The organism is Streptomyces sp. 6N223 (assembly GCF_052246635.1).
Lineage (GTDB): Bacteria > Actinomycetota > Actinomycetes > Streptomycetales > Streptomycetaceae > Streptomyces.
This window is the reverse complement of sequence record NZ_JBQQCA010000053.1, coordinates 22,794-42,585: the sequence shown is the minus strand read 5'-3', so window position 1 is coordinate 42,585 and position 19,792 is coordinate 22,794. Positions and strand designations below refer to the sequence as shown.

Annotated in this window: 19 protein-coding genes and 1 pseudogene; 7 read left to right on the top strand and 13 right to left on the bottom strand. The window is 75.1% G+C overall.

Annotated elements, in window-relative coordinates; all coding sequences use genetic code 11:
• The first annotated feature begins 257 nt into the window (after positions 1-257).
• Positions 258-911: a TetR/AcrR family transcriptional regulator gene (locus ACTWQH_RS26245; protein ID WP_443289223.1), complete on the top strand. Its 654-nt coding sequence runs from the start codon at positions 258-260 to the stop codon at positions 909-911.
• On the opposite strand, the gene ACTWQH_RS26240 is transcribed toward ACTWQH_RS26245, so the two are convergent.
• Positions 908-1,057, bottom strand: a complete 150-nt coding sequence (locus ACTWQH_RS26240) for a hypothetical protein (RefSeq protein WP_443289222.1) — start codon at positions 1,055-1,057, stop codon at positions 908-910. The two genes, ACTWQH_RS26245 and ACTWQH_RS26240, sit on opposite strands and share 4 nt — an antisense overlap.
• A gap of 111 nt (positions 1,058-1,168) precedes the next feature.
• Positions 1,169-3,058, bottom strand: a complete 1,890-nt coding sequence (locus ACTWQH_RS26235) for a BACON domain-containing protein (protein WP_443289221.1) — start codon at positions 3,056-3,058, stop codon at positions 1,169-1,171.
• A gap of 125 nt (positions 3,059-3,183) precedes the next feature.
• Between ACTWQH_RS26235 and radA the strand changes: the two genes are divergently transcribed.
• Both radA and disA read left to right on the top strand, forming a co-directional pair.
• Positions 3,184-4,644: a DNA repair protein RadA gene (gene radA / locus ACTWQH_RS26230; RefSeq protein WP_443289220.1), complete on the top strand. Its 1,461-nt coding sequence runs from the start codon at positions 3,184-3,186 to the stop codon at positions 4,642-4,644.
• A 138-nt stretch (positions 4,645-4,782) separates the two neighbouring features.
• A complete protein-coding gene (disA, locus tag ACTWQH_RS26225) occupies positions 4,783-5,889 on the top strand; it encodes a DNA integrity scanning diadenylate cyclase DisA (RefSeq protein WP_443289219.1) in 1,107 nt (368 codons plus the stop codon).
• A 58-nt stretch (positions 5,890-5,947) separates the two neighbouring features.
• Here the strand turns inward: disA and ACTWQH_RS26220 are convergent, their stop codons facing one another.
• From ACTWQH_RS26220 to ACTWQH_RS26210, 3 genes are all read right to left on the bottom strand, one after another.
• Positions 5,948-6,769 (bottom strand): hypothetical protein, encoded by an 822-nt coding sequence (locus ACTWQH_RS26220; RefSeq protein ID WP_443289218.1) that lies wholly within the window; start codon positions 6,767-6,769, stop codon positions 5,948-5,950.
• Positions 6,770-6,779: 10 nt separating this feature from the next.
• A complete protein-coding gene (locus ACTWQH_RS26215) occupies positions 6,780-7,622 on the bottom strand; it encodes an RNA-guided endonuclease InsQ/TnpB family protein (RefSeq protein ID WP_443289217.1) in 843 nt (280 codons plus the stop codon).
• A 285-nt stretch (positions 7,623-7,907) separates the two neighbouring features.
• Entirely contained in the window at positions 7,908-8,048 is a 141-nt protein-coding gene (locus ACTWQH_RS26210) for a helix-turn-helix domain-containing protein (RefSeq protein WP_443289216.1), read from the bottom strand.
• 220 nt (positions 8,049-8,268) lie between these two features.
• Here ACTWQH_RS26210 and ACTWQH_RS26205 point away from each other — a divergent pair, with 220 nt between their 5' ends.
• Positions 8,269-9,225, top strand: a complete 957-nt coding sequence (locus tag ACTWQH_RS26205; protein WP_443289215.1) for an A/G-specific adenine glycosylase — start codon at positions 8,269-8,271, stop codon at positions 9,223-9,225.
• A gap of 356 nt (positions 9,226-9,581) precedes the next feature.
• Here the strand turns inward: ACTWQH_RS26205 and ACTWQH_RS26200 are convergent, their stop codons facing one another.
• The gene (locus ACTWQH_RS26200; protein WP_443289214.1) at positions 9,582-10,175 is read right to left on the bottom strand and encodes a DUF4360 domain-containing protein; all 594 of its coding nucleotides are present in this window, start codon (positions 10,173-10,175) and stop codon (positions 9,582-9,584) included.
• A 280-nt stretch (positions 10,176-10,455) separates the two neighbouring features.
• On the bottom strand, positions 10,456-11,031 hold the full coding sequence (locus ACTWQH_RS26195) for a TetR/AcrR family transcriptional regulator (RefSeq protein ID WP_443289213.1): 576 nt from the start codon (positions 11,029-11,031) through the stop codon (positions 10,456-10,458).
• A gap of 150 nt (positions 11,032-11,181) precedes the next feature.
• Between ACTWQH_RS26195 and ACTWQH_RS26190 the strand changes: the two genes are divergently transcribed.
• Both ACTWQH_RS26190 and ACTWQH_RS26185 read left to right on the top strand, forming a co-directional pair.
• Complete coding sequence (locus ACTWQH_RS26190; protein ID WP_443289238.1) at positions 11,182-12,009, top strand: class I SAM-dependent methyltransferase; 828 nt, start codon at positions 11,182-11,184, stop codon at positions 12,007-12,009.
• 84 nt (positions 12,010-12,093) lie between these two features.
• Positions 12,094-12,411: a hypothetical protein gene (locus tag ACTWQH_RS26185; protein WP_443289212.1), complete on the top strand. Its 318-nt coding sequence runs from the start codon at positions 12,094-12,096 to the stop codon at positions 12,409-12,411.
• Between the two features lie 2 nt (positions 12,412-12,413).
• On the opposite strand, the pseudogene ACTWQH_RS26180 reads toward ACTWQH_RS26185, so the two are convergent.
• Positions 12,414-12,713: pseudogene (locus tag ACTWQH_RS26180) on the bottom strand (antibiotic acetyltransferase); the annotation flags it as partial.
• Positions 12,697-13,278 (bottom strand): DNA-3-methyladenine glycosylase I, encoded by a 582-nt coding sequence (locus tag ACTWQH_RS26175; protein ID WP_443289211.1) that lies wholly within the window; start codon positions 13,276-13,278, stop codon positions 12,697-12,699. The pseudogene ACTWQH_RS26180 and the gene ACTWQH_RS26175, both read right to left, overlap by 17 nt.
• Positions 13,279-13,400: 122 nt before the next feature.
• Here ACTWQH_RS26175 and ACTWQH_RS26170 point away from each other — a divergent pair, with 122 nt between their 5' ends.
• On the top strand, positions 13,401-13,865 hold the full coding sequence (locus ACTWQH_RS26170; protein ID WP_443289210.1) for a GNAT family N-acetyltransferase: 465 nt from the start codon (positions 13,401-13,403) through the stop codon (positions 13,863-13,865).
• 129 nt (positions 13,866-13,994) lie between these two features.
• Here ACTWQH_RS26170 and ACTWQH_RS26165 read toward each other — a convergent pair whose 3' ends face one another.
• From ACTWQH_RS26165 to ACTWQH_RS26150, 4 genes are all read right to left on the bottom strand, one after another.
• Positions 13,995-15,254, bottom strand: a complete 1,260-nt coding sequence (locus ACTWQH_RS26165; RefSeq protein ID WP_443289209.1) for an MFS transporter — start codon at positions 15,252-15,254, stop codon at positions 13,995-13,997.
• A gap of 131 nt (positions 15,255-15,385) precedes the next feature.
• On the bottom strand, positions 15,386-16,747 hold the full coding sequence (locus ACTWQH_RS26160; protein ID WP_443289208.1) for a protoporphyrinogen/coproporphyrinogen oxidase: 1,362 nt from the start codon (positions 16,745-16,747) through the stop codon (positions 15,386-15,388).
• Between the two features lie 172 nt (positions 16,748-16,919).
• Positions 16,920-17,510, bottom strand: coding sequence for a tetratricopeptide repeat protein (locus ACTWQH_RS26155; protein ID WP_443289207.1), 591 nt, complete (start codon positions 17,508-17,510; stop codon positions 16,920-16,922).
• Positions 17,511-17,658: 148 nt separating this feature from the next.
• Entirely contained in the window at positions 17,659-19,704 is a 2,046-nt protein-coding gene (locus ACTWQH_RS26150) for a nitrate- and nitrite sensing domain-containing protein (RefSeq protein WP_443289206.1), read from the bottom strand.
• Positions 19,705-19,792 lie beyond the last annotated feature (88 nt).

Sequence of the window (19,792 nt, the reverse complement as noted above, 5' to 3'; positions counted from 1 at the left end):
CTGGCGAGGGGCGGCCGCCGTCGCCGCGGCGGAGACGCCGTGAGCGCCGCGCCACGCGCCTCCACGGGCGCCGCCTCGGCGGGCCGCCGCCACGTCGACGTGCGCGGAAGGGCACGCGGAGGCCTGCCAAGCGCCCCCACGAGAAACGCCACGCCAGGCCCCGCGCCGGGCGCCGCGCCGGGCGGCGGCATGCCGGACGCCTCGCCGGCGGGCCGCCGCAGCCGGGCGGCGCATGGCCAGCCAGGCGGAGGCACGCCGTGAGCGTCCCCGCGGGCGCGAGGCGCGGGCGCGGGCGACCGCCGCGCGCCGCCGCCCAGGACGGCACGCCCGCCGCGCGGGAGCGCATCCTGGACTCCGCGCGCACCGAGTTCGCCAAGCGCGGCTACGACAAGACCTCCATCCGCGCCATCGCCCGGGGCGCCCAGGTGGACCCGGCCCTGGTCCACCACTACTTCGGCACCAAGGAGCGCGTCTTCTCCGCCGCCGTCGCCCAGGCGGCCGCGCCCGCGACCAACGCGCTCATCGGCGAACAGCCCATCGACATCGAGGCGTTCGGCGAGCGCTTCACCCGCATCTTCTTCCGCATCTGGGAAAACCCGGTCACCCGCAGCCCGCTGCTGGCGATCGTGCGCTCCGCCGTGAACCACGAGGCCGCCGCCCGCATCTTCCGGGACTTCGTCGCCACCCAGCTCCTCTCCCGCGTCGCGGGCGGCATACCGGGCCCCGACGCCCGGCTGCGGGCCGAGCTGGCCGCCGCCCAGCTCATCGGCTGCGTGCTGCTGCGCTACGTGATGAAGGCCGAGCCGGTGGCGAGCGCCGACCCCGAGGACCTGATCCGCCGCCTGGCGCCCGTCGTCCAGCACCACCTCACCGGCACCCCGCTGGACGGGCCCCAGGACAGGCCTGGCTAGGGCGCGTCCGCGCGCCGCAGCGCGGCGTAGCCGCCGAGCAGCGAGGCGGCCGTCCACAGCACGACGATGACCACGGCCGCGCCCGGCCCGTAGGCGTCGGTGACGGTCTGGTCCTTGGCGCCGTCCCACAGGTGCATGGCCACCATGCCCGCCTGGTCCGGCTGAGGGGCGCCACCTCCCGCCCCCGCCCCTGACCCGAGACGAGGGTGGGCACACCTCGGGGCGGCAGGCCGCGCCCTAGGGCGGCGAGCCGGGCGCTAGCTCGGGGACGGCTCGCCGCTCGGCGGCGAGCTCGTCGGCTCCGGCTCGGGCTCCGGCTCCGGCTCCGGCTCCGGTTCGGGTTCGGGCTCCGGCTCCGGCTCCGTCGTAGGCGTCGCGGACGGAGCCTCCCCGCTCCCCTCCACCGTGATCACCGTCGCCGCCGGCTCCACCGAGATCCGCCCCCGCCACGGCCCCGACGGCTCCCGCTGGCGGTCCACGGTCACCTCGATGACCGCCGTCTCCCCCGGCCGCAGCCTCCCCGAAGCCTCGCTCAGCACCAGCCAGTCCACGTCCGGGACCGCCGTCCACTCCACCGGCGCGTCGCCGGACGCGGTCAGCGTGATGCGCGTGCCCGTCTCCGTCGACTCCGCGTGCGCCGTGAGCCGCCCGGTCCCCGGCCGGGTGCCGCCCTCGCCGGGCCCGGCGCCCGGGCCGCCGCCGCTCCCGCCACCGCCACCACCGCCGCCACCACCAGAACCGCCCGCCTCCCCCGCCGAGCCGGACGTGGTGCCCGAGCCGGAGCCGTACGGGTCGGAGCCGGTGCCGCCCTCCCCGCTCTCCCCGCCCGCCGCGCCGCCCGAACCGGCCGAGGGACCCGCCCCGCCCGCGCCGCCCTCGCCCACGCCGTCCCGCTCGGCGCCCGCGAACGCCCCCTCGCCCCCGCCGTCACGGCCGTCCAACGCCTCCGGGTCGCCGTCCGCAACGGCAGCCGCCGCCGAGCCGTCCCGCGCCTGGCCGCCGAGGTCACCCGTCAGCGGCGCGCCCCGGTACGCCGCCCACAGCGCCAGCACCGGCGCCGCCAGCACGCTCGCCACCACGGTCGTCGTCACCGCCCGGCTGCGCAGCCGATCGCGCCGCGCCGCCCGGTTCCGCTCCGACAGCGGGAACCCGGCCCGGTCGAAACGGGGCGCGTGCTGGGCGCGGGCGCGGCGCACCGCCAGCCGGGCGGCGTTCACGGCGGCGCGCGGCGCGGCCAGCACCGGCAGCCGTGAGGCGCAGGAGCCCACCAGCGTGGAGGCCGTGGAGGCGGCGGAAACGGAGACGGTCGTGGCCGTCGAGCCCGGCCAGCCGGCCGAGACCATCGCCCGCTGCGCGATCAGGCGGCAGGAGGGGCACTCGTCCACGTGCCGCACCAGCTCGTGGCGCAGCCGGGGCCCCAGCAGCAGCCGCCGGTCGTCGCCCGACAGCACCGCGACCGCCGGGCAGCCGCCGGACTCCACGGCCGCCAGCGCTCCGCGCGTCCGCTCCACCTCGCAGGCGGCGGCCGTCAGCAGCGTGCGGGTGGCCTCGTCGGACAGCCGCAGCACGCGGGCGATCTCGCGCGGCGGCAGCTGGTGGCGTACCGCCAGCTCCAGCGCCTCGCGCTGCTCAGGGCTGGTGCCGGCCGCCTCGGGCCAGGCCAGCGCGGCCAGCTCGCGGCGGCGGCGCCGGGCGTCGTCGCCGTCGGTGGCGCGAGGCGTCGCGGGGCCCGCCGGTTCCTCGTCCTTCAGCCGCTGGGCGGCGAGGCGGCGCAGGCAGGCCCAGCGGGCCAGGGCGTACAGCCAGGGCCGCAGCAGCGCCGCGTCAGGCGGGCGGCGCCCGCGCTCGTGCCGCCGCTCGGCCAGCGCCAGCGCCTCGCCGAGCGCGGCCGTGGCCGAGTCGTGCTCGCACATGATCGACAGGCAGTAGGTGAACAGCCCGTCGAGATACACGTCCTCATACGCCGCCTGGCGGGCCTTCTGCCGCGGGCGTGGACCAGCGGTGGTGGCCGGGGTGGCCGGGGTGGCCGGGATGGTCGGTGTTGCCGGTGTTGCCGGGATGACCGGTGTGGCCGGGTCGCCGCCTCGCCGGGGCGCGCGGGCGACGGTGTCCGTGTCGGTGGGTCGTACGCGACTGCGGGTGCTCACGTCGCGACCGTAGGCGCCCGGCCGCCGCGCCGCCGAGCCCGCCCGGCACATGTTCCCCCGATCGGGTGAAGCGAGACGGCAGTTGTTGTCGTGTGGTTGTCGGTCCCTGCCGGTAGCGTTTCGGCATGGCTCGTAAACCTGGTAAAGCGGATCGGCCCGCCTATCGCTGCGGCGAGTGCGGCTGGTCCACGGCGAAGTGGCTGGGCCGCTGCCCCGAGTGCCACGCCTGGGGCACGATCGAGGAGGTCGGGGGCAATCCGGCTGTCCGGACCGCCGCGGTCGCGCGCGTTGCGCAGCCCGCCGTGCCCATCGGCCAGGTGGACGGGCAGCAGGTCATCGCCCGGGGCACGGGCGTTCCCGAGCTGGACCGGGTGCTGGGCGGGGGGCTGGTGCCGGGCGCGGTGGTGCTGCTGGCCGGGGAGCCGGGCGTCGGCAAGTCCACGCTGCTGCTCGACGTCGCCGCCAAGGCCGCCTCCGGGCAGCACCGCACGCTGTACGTCACGGCCGAGGAGTCGGCCGGGCAGGTGCGGATGCGCGCCGACCGCATCGGGGCCCTGAGCGACCACCTGTTCCTGGCGGCCGAGACCGACCTGGCGTCCGTGCTGGGCCAGCTCGACGCCATCCGCCCCGCGCTGCTCGTGCTCGACTCGGTGCAGACCGTCGCCTCGGCCGAGGTGGACGGCGCGCCGGGCGGCATGGCGCAGGTGCGGGAGGTGGCCGGGGCGCTGATCCGCGCCTCCAAGGAGCGGGGGATGTCCACGGTCCTGGTGGGGCACGTCACGAAGGACGGCGCCATCGCCGGGCCCCGGCTGCTGGAGCACCTGGTGGACGTGGTGCTCCAGGTCGAGGGCGACCGGCACGCCCGGCTGCGCCTGGTGCGCGGCGTGAAGAACCGGTACGGCGCGACGGACGAGGTCGGCTGCTTCGAGCTGCACGACGAGGGCATCACCTCGCTCGCCGACCCCTCGGGCCTCTTCCTCACCCGCCGCGACGAGCCGGTGCCCGGCACCTGCCTGACGGTCACCCTGGAGGGCCGCAGGCCGCTGGTGGCCGAGGTGCAGTCGCTGACCGTGGCCAGCCAGATCCCCTCGCCCCGGCGCACCACCTCGGGCCTGGAGACCTCGCGGGTGTCGATGATGCTGGCCGTGCTGGAGCAGCGCGGCCAGATCGCGGCGCTGGGGAAGAACGACATCTACACGGCGACGGTCGGCGGCGTACGCCTCACCGAGCCGGCGGCCGACCTGGCGGTGGCGCTGGCGCTGGCGAGCGCCGCGAGCGACACCCCGCTGCCGAAGAACCTGGTGGCCATCGGCGAGGTCGGCCTGGCGGGCGAGGTGCGGCGGGTCACCGGCGTTCAGCGGCGGCTGGCGGAGGCGTCGCGCCTCGGCTTCACGCAGGCGCTGGTCCCGGCCGACTCCGGGGACGCGCCGCCGGGGATGCGGGTGCGGGAGGTCGCCGACATAGGCGAGGCGCTGCTGATGCTGCCGCGCAGGCCCCCGCGCCCGCGCACGCAGGACGCGCCGGTTCCCGGCGGGACGGATGTCTCGGATCCGTACGCCGAACGGCTGGCCGAGATGCCCCGGTAGACTCACGGGCACTACGGCCAGATTCGTCCACTCTCAGCCCCCCGTCCCTGCTCCTTGGCCCCTGTCACCCGACCCTTGTCCCTTGTCCCTTGTCCCTTGTCCCCGCCAACGCCCGTACCCCCGCTCGTGGAGGACCGCATGGCAGCCAGCGACCGACCGGCGCTGCGCGCCGCGCTGAGCGCCGTCGCCCCCGGCACCCCGTTGCGAGACGGCCTGGAGCGGGTCCTTCGGGGGAACACCGGCGGCCTGATCGTGCTCGGCGTGGACCGCACCGTCGAGTCGCTGTGCACGGGCGGCTTCGTGCTGGACGTGGAGTTCACGGCGACGCGGCTGCGCGAGCTGTGCAAGCTGGACGGCGCGGTGATCGTCGACCGCGAGATCTCCAAGATCGTCCGGGCCGGGGTGCAGCTCGTGCCCGACCCGTCGATCCCCACGGAGGAGACCGGCACGCGGCACCGCACCGCGCAGCGGGTCTCGATCCAGACGGGCTTCCCGGTGGTGTCCGTCAGCCGCTCGATGCGGCTGGTCGCGCTCTACCTCGACGGGCAACGCCGCGTGCTGGAGGACTCCGGCGCCATCCTCTCCCGCGCCAACCAGGCGCTGGCGACCCTGGAGCGGTACAAGCTGCGCCTGGACGAGGTGACGGGCACGCTCTCGGCGTTGGAGATCGAGGACCTGGTCACGGTGCGGGACGTGGCGGCCGTGGCGCAGCGGCTGGAGATGGTGCGCCGCATCGCCGCCGAGATCGCCGAGTACGTGGTGGAACTGGGCACGGACGGGCGGCTGTTGTCGCTCCAGCTCGACGAGCTGATCGCGGGCGTGGAGCCCGAGCGGCAGCTGATAGTGCGGGACTACCTGCCGGACCCCGGCGGCTCGGGCGGCTGGGGCGGCTCGGGCAAGCGGTCGCGCCGGGTCGGCAGCGCGCTGGCGGAGCTGGACCGCCTCGGCCACGCGGAGCTGCTCGACCTGGCCATCGTGGCCCGGGCCCTGGGCCACGGCGCCACCCCCGAGTCGCTGGACGGCTCCGTCTCGCCGCGCGGCTTCCGCCTCCTGGCGAAGGTGCCGCGCCTGCCGGGCCTGGTCATAGACCGGCTGGTCGACCACTTCGGCGGCCTGCAGAAGCTGCTCGCGGCGAGCGTCGACGAGCTCCAGGCGGTCGACGGCGTCGGCGAGACCCGCGCCCGCTCCGTCCGCGAGGGCCTGTCGCGCCTGGCCGAATCCTCGATCCTCGAACGCTACGTCTGAGCCACGCGACCGGCCGGGCCGGTCCCTCAGCCGTTCAGCCGTTCAGTCGTTCAGCCGTTCAGTCGTTGTCGAGGCGGAACGGCGCCTGCGGGACGTCCGGGAAGCCCGAGAGCGTCGCCTCCGCCAGGTAGCTCGTCCCGGCCGCCGCGGCCGGGCCTCGCGCCGGGTCGCAGTCCCCGGTGCTGTGGTATCGGTCCCACTCGATCGTGTACGTGGCGCTGTCGTCCGCCCACACGGCCGTGGGCAGCGAGGCCGCGCCGTCGGGGCAGTCGGCCGAGGACCACACCTGCTCGGCGCCGGCGTCGGTGATCGTGACGGTCAGCGCGCTGTAGCCGAAGTCCACCGCACAGGAGACGCCCGAGACGTTCTCCACCGTGAGCACGAGCTCCGGCACCTCGTCCAGGCCGTACTCGTTCTCCGCGCTGCTCAGCGACAGGGACACGTCCCCCGGGGCACACGCCGCCAGCCCCTCGGCGTCGTCCGTGCCGCCGCCGCCCGCGCCGCCGCCGGAGGCGGTGCCGCCGCTGCCGCCGGTGCCACCGCCCGCGTCACCCGAGTCGCCCGCGTCACCCGTCCCGTCGTCGTCGCTGGGGTCCGGTTCCGGTTCCGTTTCCGGGTCCGGTTCCGGCTCCTCGCGCCCGCCCGGGCGTTCGTCGATGAAGGACTCCGAGGGCGTCGGCCCCGGCGTGATCGACTCGGCGGGCCCACCCCCCTTGCCGTCGCCGGCCGGCTCGGTGTCGTCGCCCCCGCCCCCGCCGACCGAGTTCCACGCCCAGACGACGAGCAGCACGATGAGCGCGATCCCCAGCAGCACGACGAGCCTGCGACGCCAGTAGATTGATGACGGCAGTGGCCCGACCGGGCGGCGCAGAGAACCCATGGCGGAAACCTTACGAGACTTGACCTCCTCCCCCGATGCGGGGGATTCCCGGACCAACGCTGCGCGCTGCTCGCGGGTTTCGGCCGGTCGCCCGGCCTACGGGTTCCTGCTTCGCAGACCGCCCCATGGCGAGGTCTCCACAGGCTGAGACGGCGAGCCCCGCCGCCTTGATGATGCGGGCCGCGTTCACATCGGCGTGCTCGGTATGACCGCAGGCGGTGCAGGCGAACTTCGCTTGGCTCTCGCGAGAGTTCGCGTCCACCACCCCGCACCGGCTGCACGTCTGAGAGGTGTGCGCGGGATTGACGACGACCACCGTGGTGCCGGTGGTCCGGGCGGCGTTGCGGAACGCCCGCTCGCCGATGCGCCAGCCCTTGTCCAGGATGGCCCGGTTCAGCCCGGCCTTCTGCCGCACCCGCCGCCCCGGCGCCTCGACCGTGCCGACCGCGCTGGCCGTCATGCTCTTGATCCTCAGGTCCTCCAACACCACCAGGGCGTTGCGCCGGCAGATCCGGTGGGCCGTCTGCGCCCAGAAGTCAGCCCGCCGGTCGCTCACCCGGGCTGTCATCCGGACCATCGAGTGCCGTGCCGTGACACGGTTCTTGGAGCCCTTGGCGCACCGCGCAAGGCGTCGCTGGAGCCGTCGGTACCGCTCGGCCTCACCGGGCCGGATGAACTCCCGGTCGAAAAACTCACCCTCGCTGGTGGTGGCGGCCACCACCACGCCCCGATCGATCCCCACCGAAGCGCCGGGCACCGCGTGCCGCTCAGGCGTCGTGGCGCCGTCCTCCACCAGGAAGGACACATACCACCTGCCCCTCTTGCGGGACACCGTGGCAGAGCGCGATCCCACCTCCCAGGGGGCGAGACCAGCGGAAGCGGACCCAGCCCAGCTTGGGCAGCTTCGCCCGGCCCCACTTCCGCCCCAGGCGCTCCACCACAATCAGATTCCCGGCGGGGAACCTGAAAGACGGAGCCCAACGCGCCTTGGACCGCCAGCGGACCCTGAACGTGCCATGCTCCCGGCACGCCCGACCCAGATCCCGCAGGGTTTGCTGCAGCACGTGCGAGGGTGCCGTCTTCAGCCACGGGTGTTCCTTCTTGGCCTCGGCCAGCTCCGCCGCCTGCGGCACATAGTTCATCCACGCACCACGCCGCCGTACTCCCGCCGCTGCTCCAAGGCGGTGTTCCACACCGCCCGGCAGACGTTCCCGAACTCCTCGCACGTCTCCGCCTGCTCAGGCGACAGGTCGAGCAAATACCGGCGACCGGACAGCATGACAACACCCCCCTCAGTACATGATTAGTGGGCCCATCTTATGGTATCGGTGCAGGTCAGGACAGTTCGGAGCGATGCCACGGCGCTCTGCGCCGGAAGGCCGGGCCGCCTTATCCCTCGCCTGAAAGCGGGCTACAGCGAAGAAGTTTCACCACCCGCCGCGAACATGCGACCCGAGCCGCTTTGTCCGGTGCCCGGAACATGCCAGGATCGCCCTGCGATGACTACCACGACCCCCACCACGACCGCGACCACCACGACCGACAGCGCAGCGACGGACGACGCCCAAAGTCCCGACCACGCCACCCTCCACGCCCCCGTCATCGACTGGTTCGGCCAGCACGCCCGCGACCTCCCCTGGCGGCGGCCCGAGGCCGGGGCGTGGGGCGTGATGGTCAGCGAGTTCATGCTCCAGCAGACCCCCGTCAGCCGCGTGCTTCCCGTCTACACCGAGTGGCTCGCCCGCTGGCCCCGCCCCTCCGACCTCGCCGCCGAGCCCCCCGGCGAGGCCGTACGCGCCTGGGGCCGCCTGGGCTACCCGCGCCGCGCGCTGCGCCTCCACGGCGCCGCCGCCGCCATGGTCGAACGCCACGGCGGCGAGGTCCCGCGCGACCACCACCAGCTCCTGGCGTTGCCGGGCGTCGGCGAGTACACCGCCGCCGCCGTCGCCTCCTTCGCCTACGGGCAGCGCCACGCGGTGCTCGACACCAACGTCCGCCGCGTCTTCGCCCGCGCCGTCAGCGGCACCGAGTTCCCGCCGAACGCCACCACCGCCGCCGAGCGCAAGCTCGCCCGGATGCTGCTCCCCGACGACGAGGCCACGGCGGCCCGCTGGGCGGCGGCCACCATGGAGCTGGGCGCGCTGCTGTGCACCGCCCGCAACCCGCAGTGCGGGCAATGCCCCATCGCCGACGCCTGCGCCTGGCGCAGCGCGGGCTCCCCGCCCCACCAGGGCCCGGCCCGGCGCGGCCAGACGTACGCCGGCACCGACCGCCAGGTGCGCGGCAAGCTGCTGGCCGTGCTGCGCACCGCGCCCAGCCCGGTGGAGCGGGCGACCCTCGACCTGGTCTGGCAGCACGACCCGGAACAGCGCGCCCGCGCCCTGGCCGGCCTCGTCGCCGACGGCCTGGCCGAACGCCTCCCCGACGGCCGCTACCGCCTGCCGGGGGCGCGCTAGGCGGTTCTCCTTCGTCCCGACTACTGCGTCCCGACTATTGCGTGACGCGTCGAGGAAATGCGGGTCAATGCGACTGCGGTGGCACGTGAGCCTTGCAGGGCAGCCGATGGAAGAACAAGCGTAGGGGGACAAAGCCCCCTGGCGTGAAGGCGACGTCGACGGCGAGAAACCTCCAGCCCTGGCGCTTCCCCCCGGCGTACTCGAATGGCGGCAGCACGGCCTGCCGCATCCGCCCTTTGCTCGCCCACAACCCGATCAGGAATGCGGCCCCTGCGGCCGCCGCGAGGAGCGGAAAGGGGGGCGAACACCCCTGTCTCGCCGAGGTGTCCGCCCCCTCTCGCTCGTGCTCGCTCAGCTCAGGAGCACTGCTTCCAGGCGAGTTCCAGCGTGGTGCCCGGGACGTCGGTGGACTCCATCGCCATCATGTTGACCGCCCCCGAGCCGGAGGACGCGGGGTCGACGCGGAGCTCGGTGTTGACGTTGAGGTTCCGGGTCTGGTCGCAGGGCGCCCAGACCAGATCCTCCTGCGGGATGTCGTCGGAGCTCGACAGCGACCCGTCGTACGGGCCCGAGAAGTCGTGCTCCACCTCCGTCCCGTCGGTCGAGCCCTGGAAGTAGTACTGCGCCTGCTGCAGGCCGACGGCTCCGTTCTCGAGGTGAGCGAAGCCGTCGTAGTCCAGCCCGCGGATCGCGTACGTGTACCCGGCCGGGGCGTCGACCTGGAGCCCGATCGCGCAGTTCTTGCGGATGTCCTCGGGCGCCGCGCCGGGGCCCGCCCAGGCGAGGAAGTCGCTGTACACGATGGTCAGCGTGCTGCCGCCCGACGCCATCCCGACCTTGACGGTGCCGGCGGGACAGCCCGAGCCGTTGACGCTGACCAGGCTGACGCCGGCGGCCTGGTACGGCGTGTCGGTCGTATCCGCGGAGGCGCTGGGGGACAGGCAGAGCACGGCAGTTAACGCGACTGCCGCGCCTCCAGCGGCAGGAAGACGAGCAGGAAGACCAGCCATGATGGTCCAATCGGTGTAGGGGAAACGTGACGGATGCTCCACAACCGTTGCGGGGGAGGTGGGAGCGCTCCCAAATATTGCACAACTCACACCCCCAGCAACAGGGCGTGATGAAAATGCACCGTCGACCTCGGGCGCGGCGGGGACGAACGCGCAGCTGAGCGCGGCCCGAGGACGCGGAAATCCGTTGCCGGTTAGCCGGTTTGCGGCGGCGGTCGGCTCAGCCGATGACCGTGCTCACGACCCGGCGGACGGCCCCGGGCTCCGGCGGGGCGCCCTTGCGGTCGGCGAAGAGCAGGTGCGCGGCGCCGATCAACGCCGGGGCGAGCGTGTCGACGTCGGCGTCCGCCGGGACGCGGCCCAGCTCCCGCTCGGCGGCGAGGTACGACGCGATCATGGCCGCGGCCTCCGTGAGGAGCGGAACGCCGGTGGGCCGGGTCTCGCGCAGGCGCGCGCGCAGCCCGTCCCGGGAGATGACGAGGCCGACGATCGCCACGGCGACCGACCCGAAGAGGTCGGTGAGCGCGTCGGCGAGATTGCCGACGACGGTGCCGGTCCCGGCGGCGTCGCGGAGGGCGGCGGCCTGGGCGTCGAGCCGGGCGATGCGGTCCAGCACGAGCTCGGCGAGGAAGGCGTCGAAGTCGGCGAAGTGCCGGTGCAGAACGCCCTTGGCGCAGCCCGCCTCCGTGGTGACCGCCCTGCTGGTCAGCGCGCTCGGCCCGTCCCGGAGCAGGACGCGCTCGGCGGCGCCGAAGAGCTGCTGGCGTGCGTCGCGCATGGCCACACCTGTCGGCACCGCGCGTTCCTCCGTCCCCGGCCCGTTGGCGGGATTGGCTGGCGGGGTGGGCGCGGGTCAAGTGGGCAGGCGCCCACTTGTCTTGCCCGCCGGCCCCACTAGAGTGGGCACGTGCCCACTCTATCGAACGAGCCCCATCAACACCGCCAGATGGCGGAGTCGTTCGGCACCGACGCCGAGCGCTACGACCGGGCCCGCCCCCGCTACCCCGACGCCCTCGTCGACCGGATCGCCGCCGCGGCGGGCCCCGGCCGCCGCCGCGTCCTCGACGTCGGCTGCGGCACCGGCATCGCCGCCCGCCAGCTCCGCGCCGCCGGCTGCCGGGTACTCGGGGTCGAGCCCGACGCGCGCATGGCCGACCTGGCGCGGCGGCTCGGGGACGAGGTGGAGGTGGCGACGTTCGAGGGCTGGGACCCGGCGGGCCGGGCGTTCGACGCGGTCGTCGCCGCCACCGCCTGGCACTGGGTCGACCCGGTGGCGGGTGCGGCGAAAGCCGCGCGCGTGCTGCGCCCCGGCGGCCTGCTGGCGGCGTTCTGGAACGTGCCGCAGCTCCCGCCCGAGGTGGCGGAGGCCGTCGCCGAGGCCTGCCGACGCGCGCTCCCCGACGCGCCGTTCGACCCCCGTGCCTTCCAGGCCATGTCGAAGGACGCCGGAGCCGGCTACCAGCCGATCCTCGACAAGGCGGCCGACGGGATCCGCGCGGCGGGGGCGGCGGTGACGGCGCAGCCGGGCGGCGGGTTCGGCGAGCCGGAGCAGTGGCGTTACGACTGGGAGGTGCCGTACACCCGGGACGAGATGCTGGACCTGCTGCCCACCCAGGGCCTCTTCACCCGGCTCCCCCCGGACAAGCTTGCGGAGGTGCGGGAGGGGGTGGGCGCCGCGGTCGACGCGCTGGGGGGCAGCTTCACGATGCGCTACGCCACGGTGGCGCTCGCCGCGGCGCGGCTCGCGGAACCGGGGCCCGCCCGCGCCCGTTGAACGAGCACGATGCACGCCGCATGGCTCGTCGCCGGAGGCGTGGTGGTCGCCCTGCTCCTGGCCGACCGTCCGAAGGAGTGAGGCGTGGACCAACTCGTGCCCCTCATGGTGATCACTGGCTGCCTGCTCGCCGCCCTGGCTCTCCTCTCGTGGTTCGCGGCTCGCGTCCGGCGCCGCGGGACGGCCCGGGACGCGTTCCAGGTGATCACCGGGGTCACCGACATGATGTACCAGCCGTCGGCCCAGGAGTCCCACCACGAGATCCAGGCCCAGGCCGAGCGCAAGTCCCCCTTCTCCACCCCCGGCGCCGGCCCCTGGCGCCCGGCCGCCGCCCGGGACCTCCGTACGCCGCCGGGAGCCGGGCGCCGCCCGCGCCGGCGCCGCTGGCGGCCGAGGCGCTGAGGCTACGGCCTCCCGGGCGCGGCGGCCTCCAGGGCGTCGACGCTGCCGGACATGATCGTGCGCACGTGCTCCGTGATGTGCTCCAGCTGCCAGTCCCACCACGCGACGGCCAGCAGGCGGGCGATGTCCTCGTCGGCGTACCGGCGGCGTATGAGCCGGGCCGGGTTGCCGCCGACGATGCCGTAGTCCGGCACGTCGTCGACGACCACGGACCCGGAGGCGATGACCGCCCCGTGGCCGATGGGCACGCCGGGCATCACCAGCGACCGGTACCCGAACCACACGTCAGCGCGCATGGCAGTCCTCCAGGTGGTCGTTGACCAGTCCGCAGGCCTGCATGAGGGCGTACGCCGTCGTCGGGCCGACGAAGCGGAAGCCGCGCTGCTTCAGCGCCTTGGAGAGGGCTATCGACTCCGGCGTCGTGGCCGGGACGTCGGCCAGGCGCCGCGGCACCGGGCGGTCGCCGGGGTCCGGGGCGTGGGACCAGATCAGGTCCGTCAGCTCGCCGTCCGGCCACTCCGCCGCGACGCGGGCGTTGGCGATGGCGGCCTGGATCTTGAGCCGGTTGCGGATGATCCCCGGATCCGCCAGCAGCCGGGCCGCGTCCGCCTCGTCGAACGCCGCCACCTTCGCGATCTGGAACCCCGCGAACGCCGCCCTGAACCCCTCGCGGCGGCGCAGGATCGTCAGCCACGACAGCCCGGACTGGAACGCCTCCAGGCACAGCCGCTCGAACAGCGCGTCGTCCCCCCGGACCGGGCGCCCCCACTCCTCGTCGTGATACGCCCGGTAGTCCTCCGGCGCCACGCCCCACGGACACCTCGGCAGCCCGTCGGTCCCGGGCACCACACCACTCTCGTCGTCCATGGTGTGAAGTGTGGCGCACGGGACTGACAGTCAGCGCTTCACCGACGTCCCCCCGCCTCCGCTCGGCCGCCCGTGCTCAGCCGGCGGTCAGGGATCTGTGACGTCACAGTCACACTCTTCTCATGACCTCAGACGTCCACGTGCGCCGGGCGCACACCGCCGATGCTCCCGTCCTGGCCCGGCTGCGCTGGGAGTTCAAGCAGGAGGACTGCGGAGAAGACCCTCCGGCGCCGGTCCGGCCGGTGGCCGACGCCGAGCGGTGGATCCGGGAGCGGCTCGGCAGCGGACGGTGGCTGGCCTGGGTGGCGGAAAGCGGCGGGGAGGTCTGCGGGCATGTCTTCCTCCACCTCGTGGAGAGGATGCCGGAGCCCTACGAGGACAACACCCCCGTCGGCTATGTGACCAACTTCTACGTGGTGTCCCGGCACCGCGACCGCGGGTTCGGCACCGCCCTCCTTCGGGCTCTGCGACGGCACGCTCGGGAGAAGGGCATCGCGGCCCTCATCGTCTGGCCCTCCGAACGCAGCGTCCCGCTGTACCGACGCGCCGGGTTCGAGCCCTCGGCGGAGCTGCTGGAGGCACGATGAACACGTGGCCGGCCGGGCGGCTGCCGGGGCCGCGTCGCCCCCCAACGGACCGAGGCGCGTGAGGGCTTCGCTTCCGCACCGAGCAGCCGCCGTACTCGCTCAGGACGGCGCCCCGGTGCCCGCCCTCGCTCATCCATCTCGCGCGCCGACGGCGGGCGGTGTCGGACCGGGCCGCGGCGTAGGACGCGATCCGGGACGCGAGCCGGGACGCGAGCCGGGGCCGGGGCGAGGGCGCAGGAGCCGCAGTGCGAGGGCCGGGTACGGGGTCGCGAGGAGGACGAACGCCGCGGCGTGGCTGCCCGTCGTCGCGGCCAGCGGGGCGTACGCGGCGTAGACGGCGATCGTCGTCAGGCCGGTGGCGACGCCGGCCAGCGAGGTGACCGTCGCCCGGCTCGTGCCGGCGATGCGCTCCTGGAGGCGGGCGTCGGCCAGCACGCTCGCCATCTGGAAGCCGCAGAACGCCGCCGCCACCAGGCCGATGCCCGCCGGGGTGCGCAGCGCGGCGCCCGCCGCGAGGGACAGGGCGCTGGCCGCCAGCAGCCCCGCGAAGCCGGGCGTGCTCAGCCGCTGCCACCGGCCCACGCCCGCCAGCAGGCCGCCGAGGGTCGCGCCCGCCCAGATGAGCAGCAGGAGCCACGGCACGGCGGCGGCGGAGACGCCGGTGTCGCGCGACAGGAGCGGCGTGTACTCGTCGAGGGCGCCCCACACGGCGGTGACGGCGGGGACGAGCAGCAGCGCGCCGCGCACGGCACGGTCGCCGCGCGCCTCGGCGAGCCCGGCCCGCAGGGCGGCGGCCCAGTCGCCCTCCCCGCCGCCGCCGGAGGCAGGGGCGCTCTCGGGGAGGCGGGTCGCGATCAACGCCGCGAGCAGGCAGGCCAGCACGCTCGCCAGGCCGACGGCCCGGTATCCGCCGGCCGCGAAGACGGGCCCGGCCAGGCCCATCGACGCCATCGAGGCCGCCATCCCGCACGCGCGGGCGCGGCCCATGGTGCGGGCGTACCGGCCGGCAGCGCCGAGCCGGTCCAGCTCCTCGTACACCAGCGCCTCCAACGCGCCCGAGCCCAGCGCGTCCTTGGCGCCCCACAGCACGAAGCCGAGGGCGAACGCCCAGTACGACGGGACGAGCACCCACAGCGCGAAGCCGGCGGCGCCGAGCAGCGGACCGAGGACCAGCAGCCGCCGCCGGGAGACGGCGTCGGCCCAGGCCCCTGAGGGGACTTCGAGCAGCATGCCGCTGAGCGACCACAGCACGAAGAGCGAGGAGATCTGCCAGACGGCCAGGCCCGTGTCGCTGAACAGCAGCGCGTACAGCGGGTAGAGGAGGATGAGGTTTTCGAGGAACGCGTAGCCGTACAGCGGGATCGTCAGACGCGTGTGCGCAGAGGTCATGGAGTGCCTTCCCAGGGAGGTCGTTCGGACGCCGGAGGTGCGGCGCCCGAGGCGGACCTCGGGAGGCACAGGCACGCGTGCCGCTAGGGCTGCTGCTCGATCAATGTCGTCGTCGGTTCATGGTGTCGATGCTACGTCGCCGCGCCGACAATCGTCTCCGCCGCCCAGCGGCCGTTGAACGCCGCCGCGTCGGTCCAGGGAAATCCCATGTGGTCGCCGGCCAGCAGCACGGGGCTGCCGGGGGCCGCCTGCGAGCGGTACCGGGCCACCGCTGCGGCGTGGCCGAAGGGCACCATCGGCAGGGCCCGGTCCCAGCGGACGACGCGGGCGTCGGTCACGCGGCCCGCCAGGCCGGGCACGAGCGGCGCCAGGGCCGCCACCGCCGCGGCCACCACCTGCGCGTCCTCCGCCGCCCACAGCCGGTCGACGGCCCCCGTCCGGAACATCACCGTGATGACGTCGCCCTCGCCCTTCGTCCAGGCGCCGGTCCGGGAGTAGACGGCGACGCCCGCCAGCGGTGAGGGTTCGCGCGTGCCGACGAGGACGCCGTAGGCGCCGTCGAGTTCGTCCGGGTCCAGCGGTTCGGCCAGCCCGAGCCCGACGACCAGCGTCTGGCTGTAGGGCACGGTCAGGACGCCCCGCTCGGCGGGGGTGGGGTCGGCGAGGAGCGCGACGGACTCGCGCGAGGGCGTGGCGAGGATGACGGCATCGGCGCCGCGGCGGCCCTGGCCGGTATGGACCACGGCCCGCGGGCCGTCCGCCCCCTCGGCCCGGCGTTCCACGCGCTCCACCCGCTCGACGCGAACGCCGTACTCGACGTCGAGCCTCCCCCAGCCCTTTGAGGGCCTGAGAGGTGCCCCCTTCGCGAGCGCGGCGGTCAGCCGGCCCACGCCGCCGCGGATGGTGAGGGCCTGGGCGCGGCGGGCGCTGAAGGCGGCCATGACGCCCGCGAGGGCCGCGCTGTCCGACAGTCCGTCGTAGAAGAGCAGGCCCTGGAGCGCGGGGTCCAGCAGCCGCGTGGTCACCCCGGCGCCGAGCCGCTTCCGCGCCCAGACCCTCCCCTCGGTCATGTCCAGGTCGAGCCAGGCGCCCAGGTCCGCCGTCGGCCGCGCGGCCAGCCCGCGCGTGGCGAAGGCGCCGCGCAGCGCGGGGAGGACATCGCGCGCCCGCAGGACGCCGCCGGTCAGGAAGGACGGCACGCTGCCGGTGTCGAAGGTGTGGGTGCGGCCGTCCACGAGCACCATCGTCCGCCCGGAGACGTGGGTCACGTCGTCCGCGAGCCCGGCGGCGTCGATCAGCTCGGGTATCAGCCGGTAGCCGGTGGAGAGGAACTGCGCGCCGCGCTCCATCGGCCCGGTGTCGAGTTCGAGCGTGGACATCCGCCCGCCCGGGCCGGGCGCCGACTCGAGCACCGTCACCTCGGCGCCGGCCTCCGCCAGGCGGTGCGCGGCACTCAGCCCCGCGATGCCCGCGCCCACCACGATGACCCTCACGACCACGTCCCCTCGTCGCGCCGAAAGCCGATCGCCTCAGCGTGCCGCATGGGGGCACAAGGACCTCAGCGGGGGTCGGTCTGCTCCTCGCCGAGGACGTCGTTCCCGAGGGAGCGGCTCGGCACGTCGAGGCATCGGCGCCCGGCCAGGCCGTGACCGCTCCCGGCGCCTGCTACGAGCCGGGCGGCAGCAGCGCGGCGGCGTAGTTGCGGACCGAGCGCTGGTAGCGGGGCAGGTGCGGGGCGAGGGTGTCGAGGAGGAGGGAGACGGCCTCGCGTTCGCGGCCGGCGTCGGTGAGGGCGAGGGCGAGGAACGCCGCCACCGCGTCGCCCAGGGCGTTGCCCTCCTCCCGCGTGTCCTCCAGACGCAGCAGCGCGATGCTCTCCTCGGGCCGCCCGAGGTTGCGCAGCGTGCTGGCGAACTGGATCACCGCCTGGTCGCGCCGGGCCGTGTCGGCCTCGCCGAGTCCGGCGGCCAGGGCGCGGCGGTAGTGGTCGGCCGCCTCCGCCTCGCCGTCGGTGGAGTCGTAGGCCGAGGCCATCTCGAAGAGCCCCACGGGGTCCTCGTCCGGGAACTCGGCGACGAGCCGCGCCATGGCGGCGCGGAACCCGGCCTCGTCGCCGAGGCGTTCGTAGGCGTCGTACTCATCCCACAGGGCCTCGACCCGGCGGTCCCAGTCTTCGCTGCTGACGCCGCTGCCCCTGCTGACTCGGCTGCCCCTGCTGCCCCTGCTGACTCGGCCGTCCCTGCTGTCGCTCGTCACCCCGGCATTGTCGCAGCGTGGGCGGTGTAGCAGCGTGGGCGGTGTCGCAGCGTGGGCGGTGTCGCAGCGTGGGCGGTGTAGCAGCGTGGGCGGGCCCGAACCCGCCGGGGCCGCCTCGCCCCCCGGGCGGCGCGCGGCCCCGGCGAGATCAGCGCCCGCCCACGCCGCTGGGAACCGTGGGAGCCGGCGGCGTCCGCACGGGGCCGGGGCTCTGGCCCCGCGCCGGCGTCTCCGTCTCCGGGCCCAGCAGGCTCGGGGGCAGCGCCACGAACGCCGAAACCCCCGCCCCGGTCGCCACCGGGCCGCTGCCGGTGGGCGCCTGCGTGTGCCGCACCTCCACCTGCGCGCCGAGGCGGGCGGCCAGCTTGCCCACCACGTAGTGGCCCAGGTGGCGGCTGGGCGCGACGAGGAAGCTCTCCCGGCCCGCGAGGCGGGCGTTGGCGCGCGCCAGCTCCGCCTCGGTCATGCCGCGGCCCCGGTCGACGACGGCCAGGCAGAACTCCCGGCCGTCCCACCAGCCGGCCACCTCCACGGGGCGGGCGGGCGGCGTCGCGGCGAGGGCGTTCTCGATCAGCTCGGCCAGCAGGTGCGCCAGCTCGGCCACGCACTGCCCCCACACCTCGCAGCGGTCGATCGCGGTCAGCGTCACGCGCCGGTAGTCCTCGACCTCCGAGACGGCCGAACGCACCACCTCCGCCACGGGAACGGTGCCGGGCCAGACGCGGGGCGGCGACTGCTCGCCGGTGAGGATCAGCAGCGACTCGGCGTTGCGCTGCATGCGGGTGGCGAGGTGGTCGAGCTCGAAGAGCCCGGCCAGGGCCTCGGGGTCGGTCTCCTGGCTCTCCAACGCCGTGATCAGGCGGAGCTGGCGGTCGACGAGCCGCTGATTGCGCTCGCCGAGGTTGGCCAGCGACTCGCTGCTGTTGCGGCGCAGCGCGGTCTGCTCGGCGGCCAGCTCGACGGCGGCGCGCTCGACTCCGTGCAGGGCCTCGGCGAGGCGGGAGATCTCCTCGGCGTCCGGGGTGCGGGTGCCCTCCGTGGGAGAGGACGGCCCGGCGGGCACCGGGAGCAGGCGTTCGGCGGCGTCCGGCTCCGCCTCCTGGATGGCACGGACGGTCTCCGGCAGCCAGCGGCCCGCGACCTCGTTGGCCTCCCTGGCCAGCGCGTCGAGGGGGCGGGTGATGGAGCGGACCGCCAGCCACGCCAGGGCGGCGACGGCGACGACCACGAACACGCCCAGGCCGAGGAAGCCCGCGAGCTGACGGCCGGCGTCCTGGCTGAGGCCCTGGGCGCGTGCCCGGGCGTCGGCGCCGAGGCCGCGCTGCGCGGCGTGGAGGGAGTCGACGACCGTCGTGGCGGAGCTCCACCACGCCTCGGGATCGACGGCGAGCGCCGAGCCGTCGGCGGCGAAGGCGGCCTCCTCCTCGAAGCCGGCGGCCCGCGCGGCGGCGTCGGAGGCGAACGCCTCGTCCAGCGGCGCCTCCTGCTCCGCGGTGGCGAACTGGCGGAAGTCGCCGAGCGCCGAGAGCCGGGCGGCGCGCGCCTCGCTGAACGCCGCGTACTCCTCGGTGCCGGCGAAACGGCCCGCGGCGAACACGCCGTTGAGCAGGCCGCGTTCGAGGGCGAGGGACTCGGTGACGTCGGCCAGGGAACGCAGGGCGTCCAGGGTGTTGCCGAGCCGCCGGTCGCTGTGGTGGTGGTCGGCGACGAGCGCGTCGTTCAGGTGCGTGATGACGCCGGTGTAGAAGCCGAGCGACTCGGCGCGCCCGATGCCGCCGCCGTCCACGGCGTCGCGGACCGCGGGCAGCCCGCCGTCCAGCTCGCCGAGGGCGTCCTCGACGGCGGGCGGGCCGGTGCCGCGCAGCGCCCGGCGCGCGTCGTCGGTGCGTTCGCGGGTGGCGGTGAGGCCGTCGCGATAGTCGCCGGCACCGCCGAGGAGGCCGTTGGTGAGGCCGCGTTCGCGTTGCAGCTCCCGCACCAGCGTCTGAACGTCGAGGAGGAGCTCGACCCGCCCGGTGGTGTCACGCGCCTCGAACCAGTCGTCGGCGCGCTCGGCCACCTCCGTGCCGGCGAGCGCGAGCAGGAGGCATGTCGGCACGACGAGCACGACGGCCACCCGGCCGCGGATGCTGCGCCAGGCGGACAGCCGCATCGGGAAGCCCTGCCGGTACTGACCCTGACCCTTCTGACCCATGGCCAGAAGCTAGAGAGGCGACGGAGAGCCCGCGGTTACCCGGCCGTAAGGGATGAGTTGCGCTCCGCTCAACACGCACGGCGCGCCG

Bases quoted from the DNA above. Each gene is read 5' to 3' on its own strand.
- ACTWQH_RS26240 (WP_443289222.1), bottom strand. From the start codon at position 1,057: ATGGTGGCCATGCACCTGTGGGACGGCGCCAAGGACCAGACCGTCACC.
- radA (WP_443289220.1), top strand. From the start codon at position 3,184: ATGGCTCGTAAACCTGGTAAAGCGGATCGGCCCGCCTATCGCTGCGGC.
- disA (WP_443289219.1), top strand. From the start codon at position 4,783: ATGGCAGCCAGCGACCGACCGGCGCTGCGCGCCGCGCTGAGCGCCGTC.
- ACTWQH_RS26220 (WP_443289218.1), bottom strand. From the start codon at position 6,769: ATGGGTTCTCTGCGCCGCCCGGTCGGGCCACTGCCGTCATCAATCTAC.
- ACTWQH_RS26210 (WP_443289216.1), bottom strand. From the start codon at position 8,048: ATGCTGTCCGGTCGCCGGTATTTGCTCGACCTGTCGCCTGAGCAGGCG.
- ACTWQH_RS26205 (WP_443289215.1), top strand. From the start codon at position 8,269: ATGACTACCACGACCCCCACCACGACCGCGACCACCACGACCGACAGC.
- ACTWQH_RS26190 (WP_443289238.1), top strand. From the start codon at position 11,182: ATGGCGGAGTCGTTCGGCACCGACGCCGAGCGCTACGACCGGGCCCGC.
- ACTWQH_RS26175 (WP_443289211.1), bottom strand. From the start codon at position 13,278: ATGGACGACGAGAGTGGTGTGGTGCCCGGGACCGACGGGCTGCCGAGG.
- ACTWQH_RS26170 (WP_443289210.1), top strand. From the start codon at position 13,401: ATGACCTCAGACGTCCACGTGCGCCGGGCGCACACCGCCGATGCTCCC.
- ACTWQH_RS26165 (WP_443289209.1), bottom strand. From the start codon at position 15,254: ATGACCTCTGCGCACACGCGTCTGACGATCCCGCTGTACGGCTACGCG.
- ACTWQH_RS26150 (WP_443289206.1), bottom strand. From the start codon at position 19,704: ATGGGTCAGAAGGGTCAGGGTCAGTACCGGCAGGGCTTCCCGATGCGG.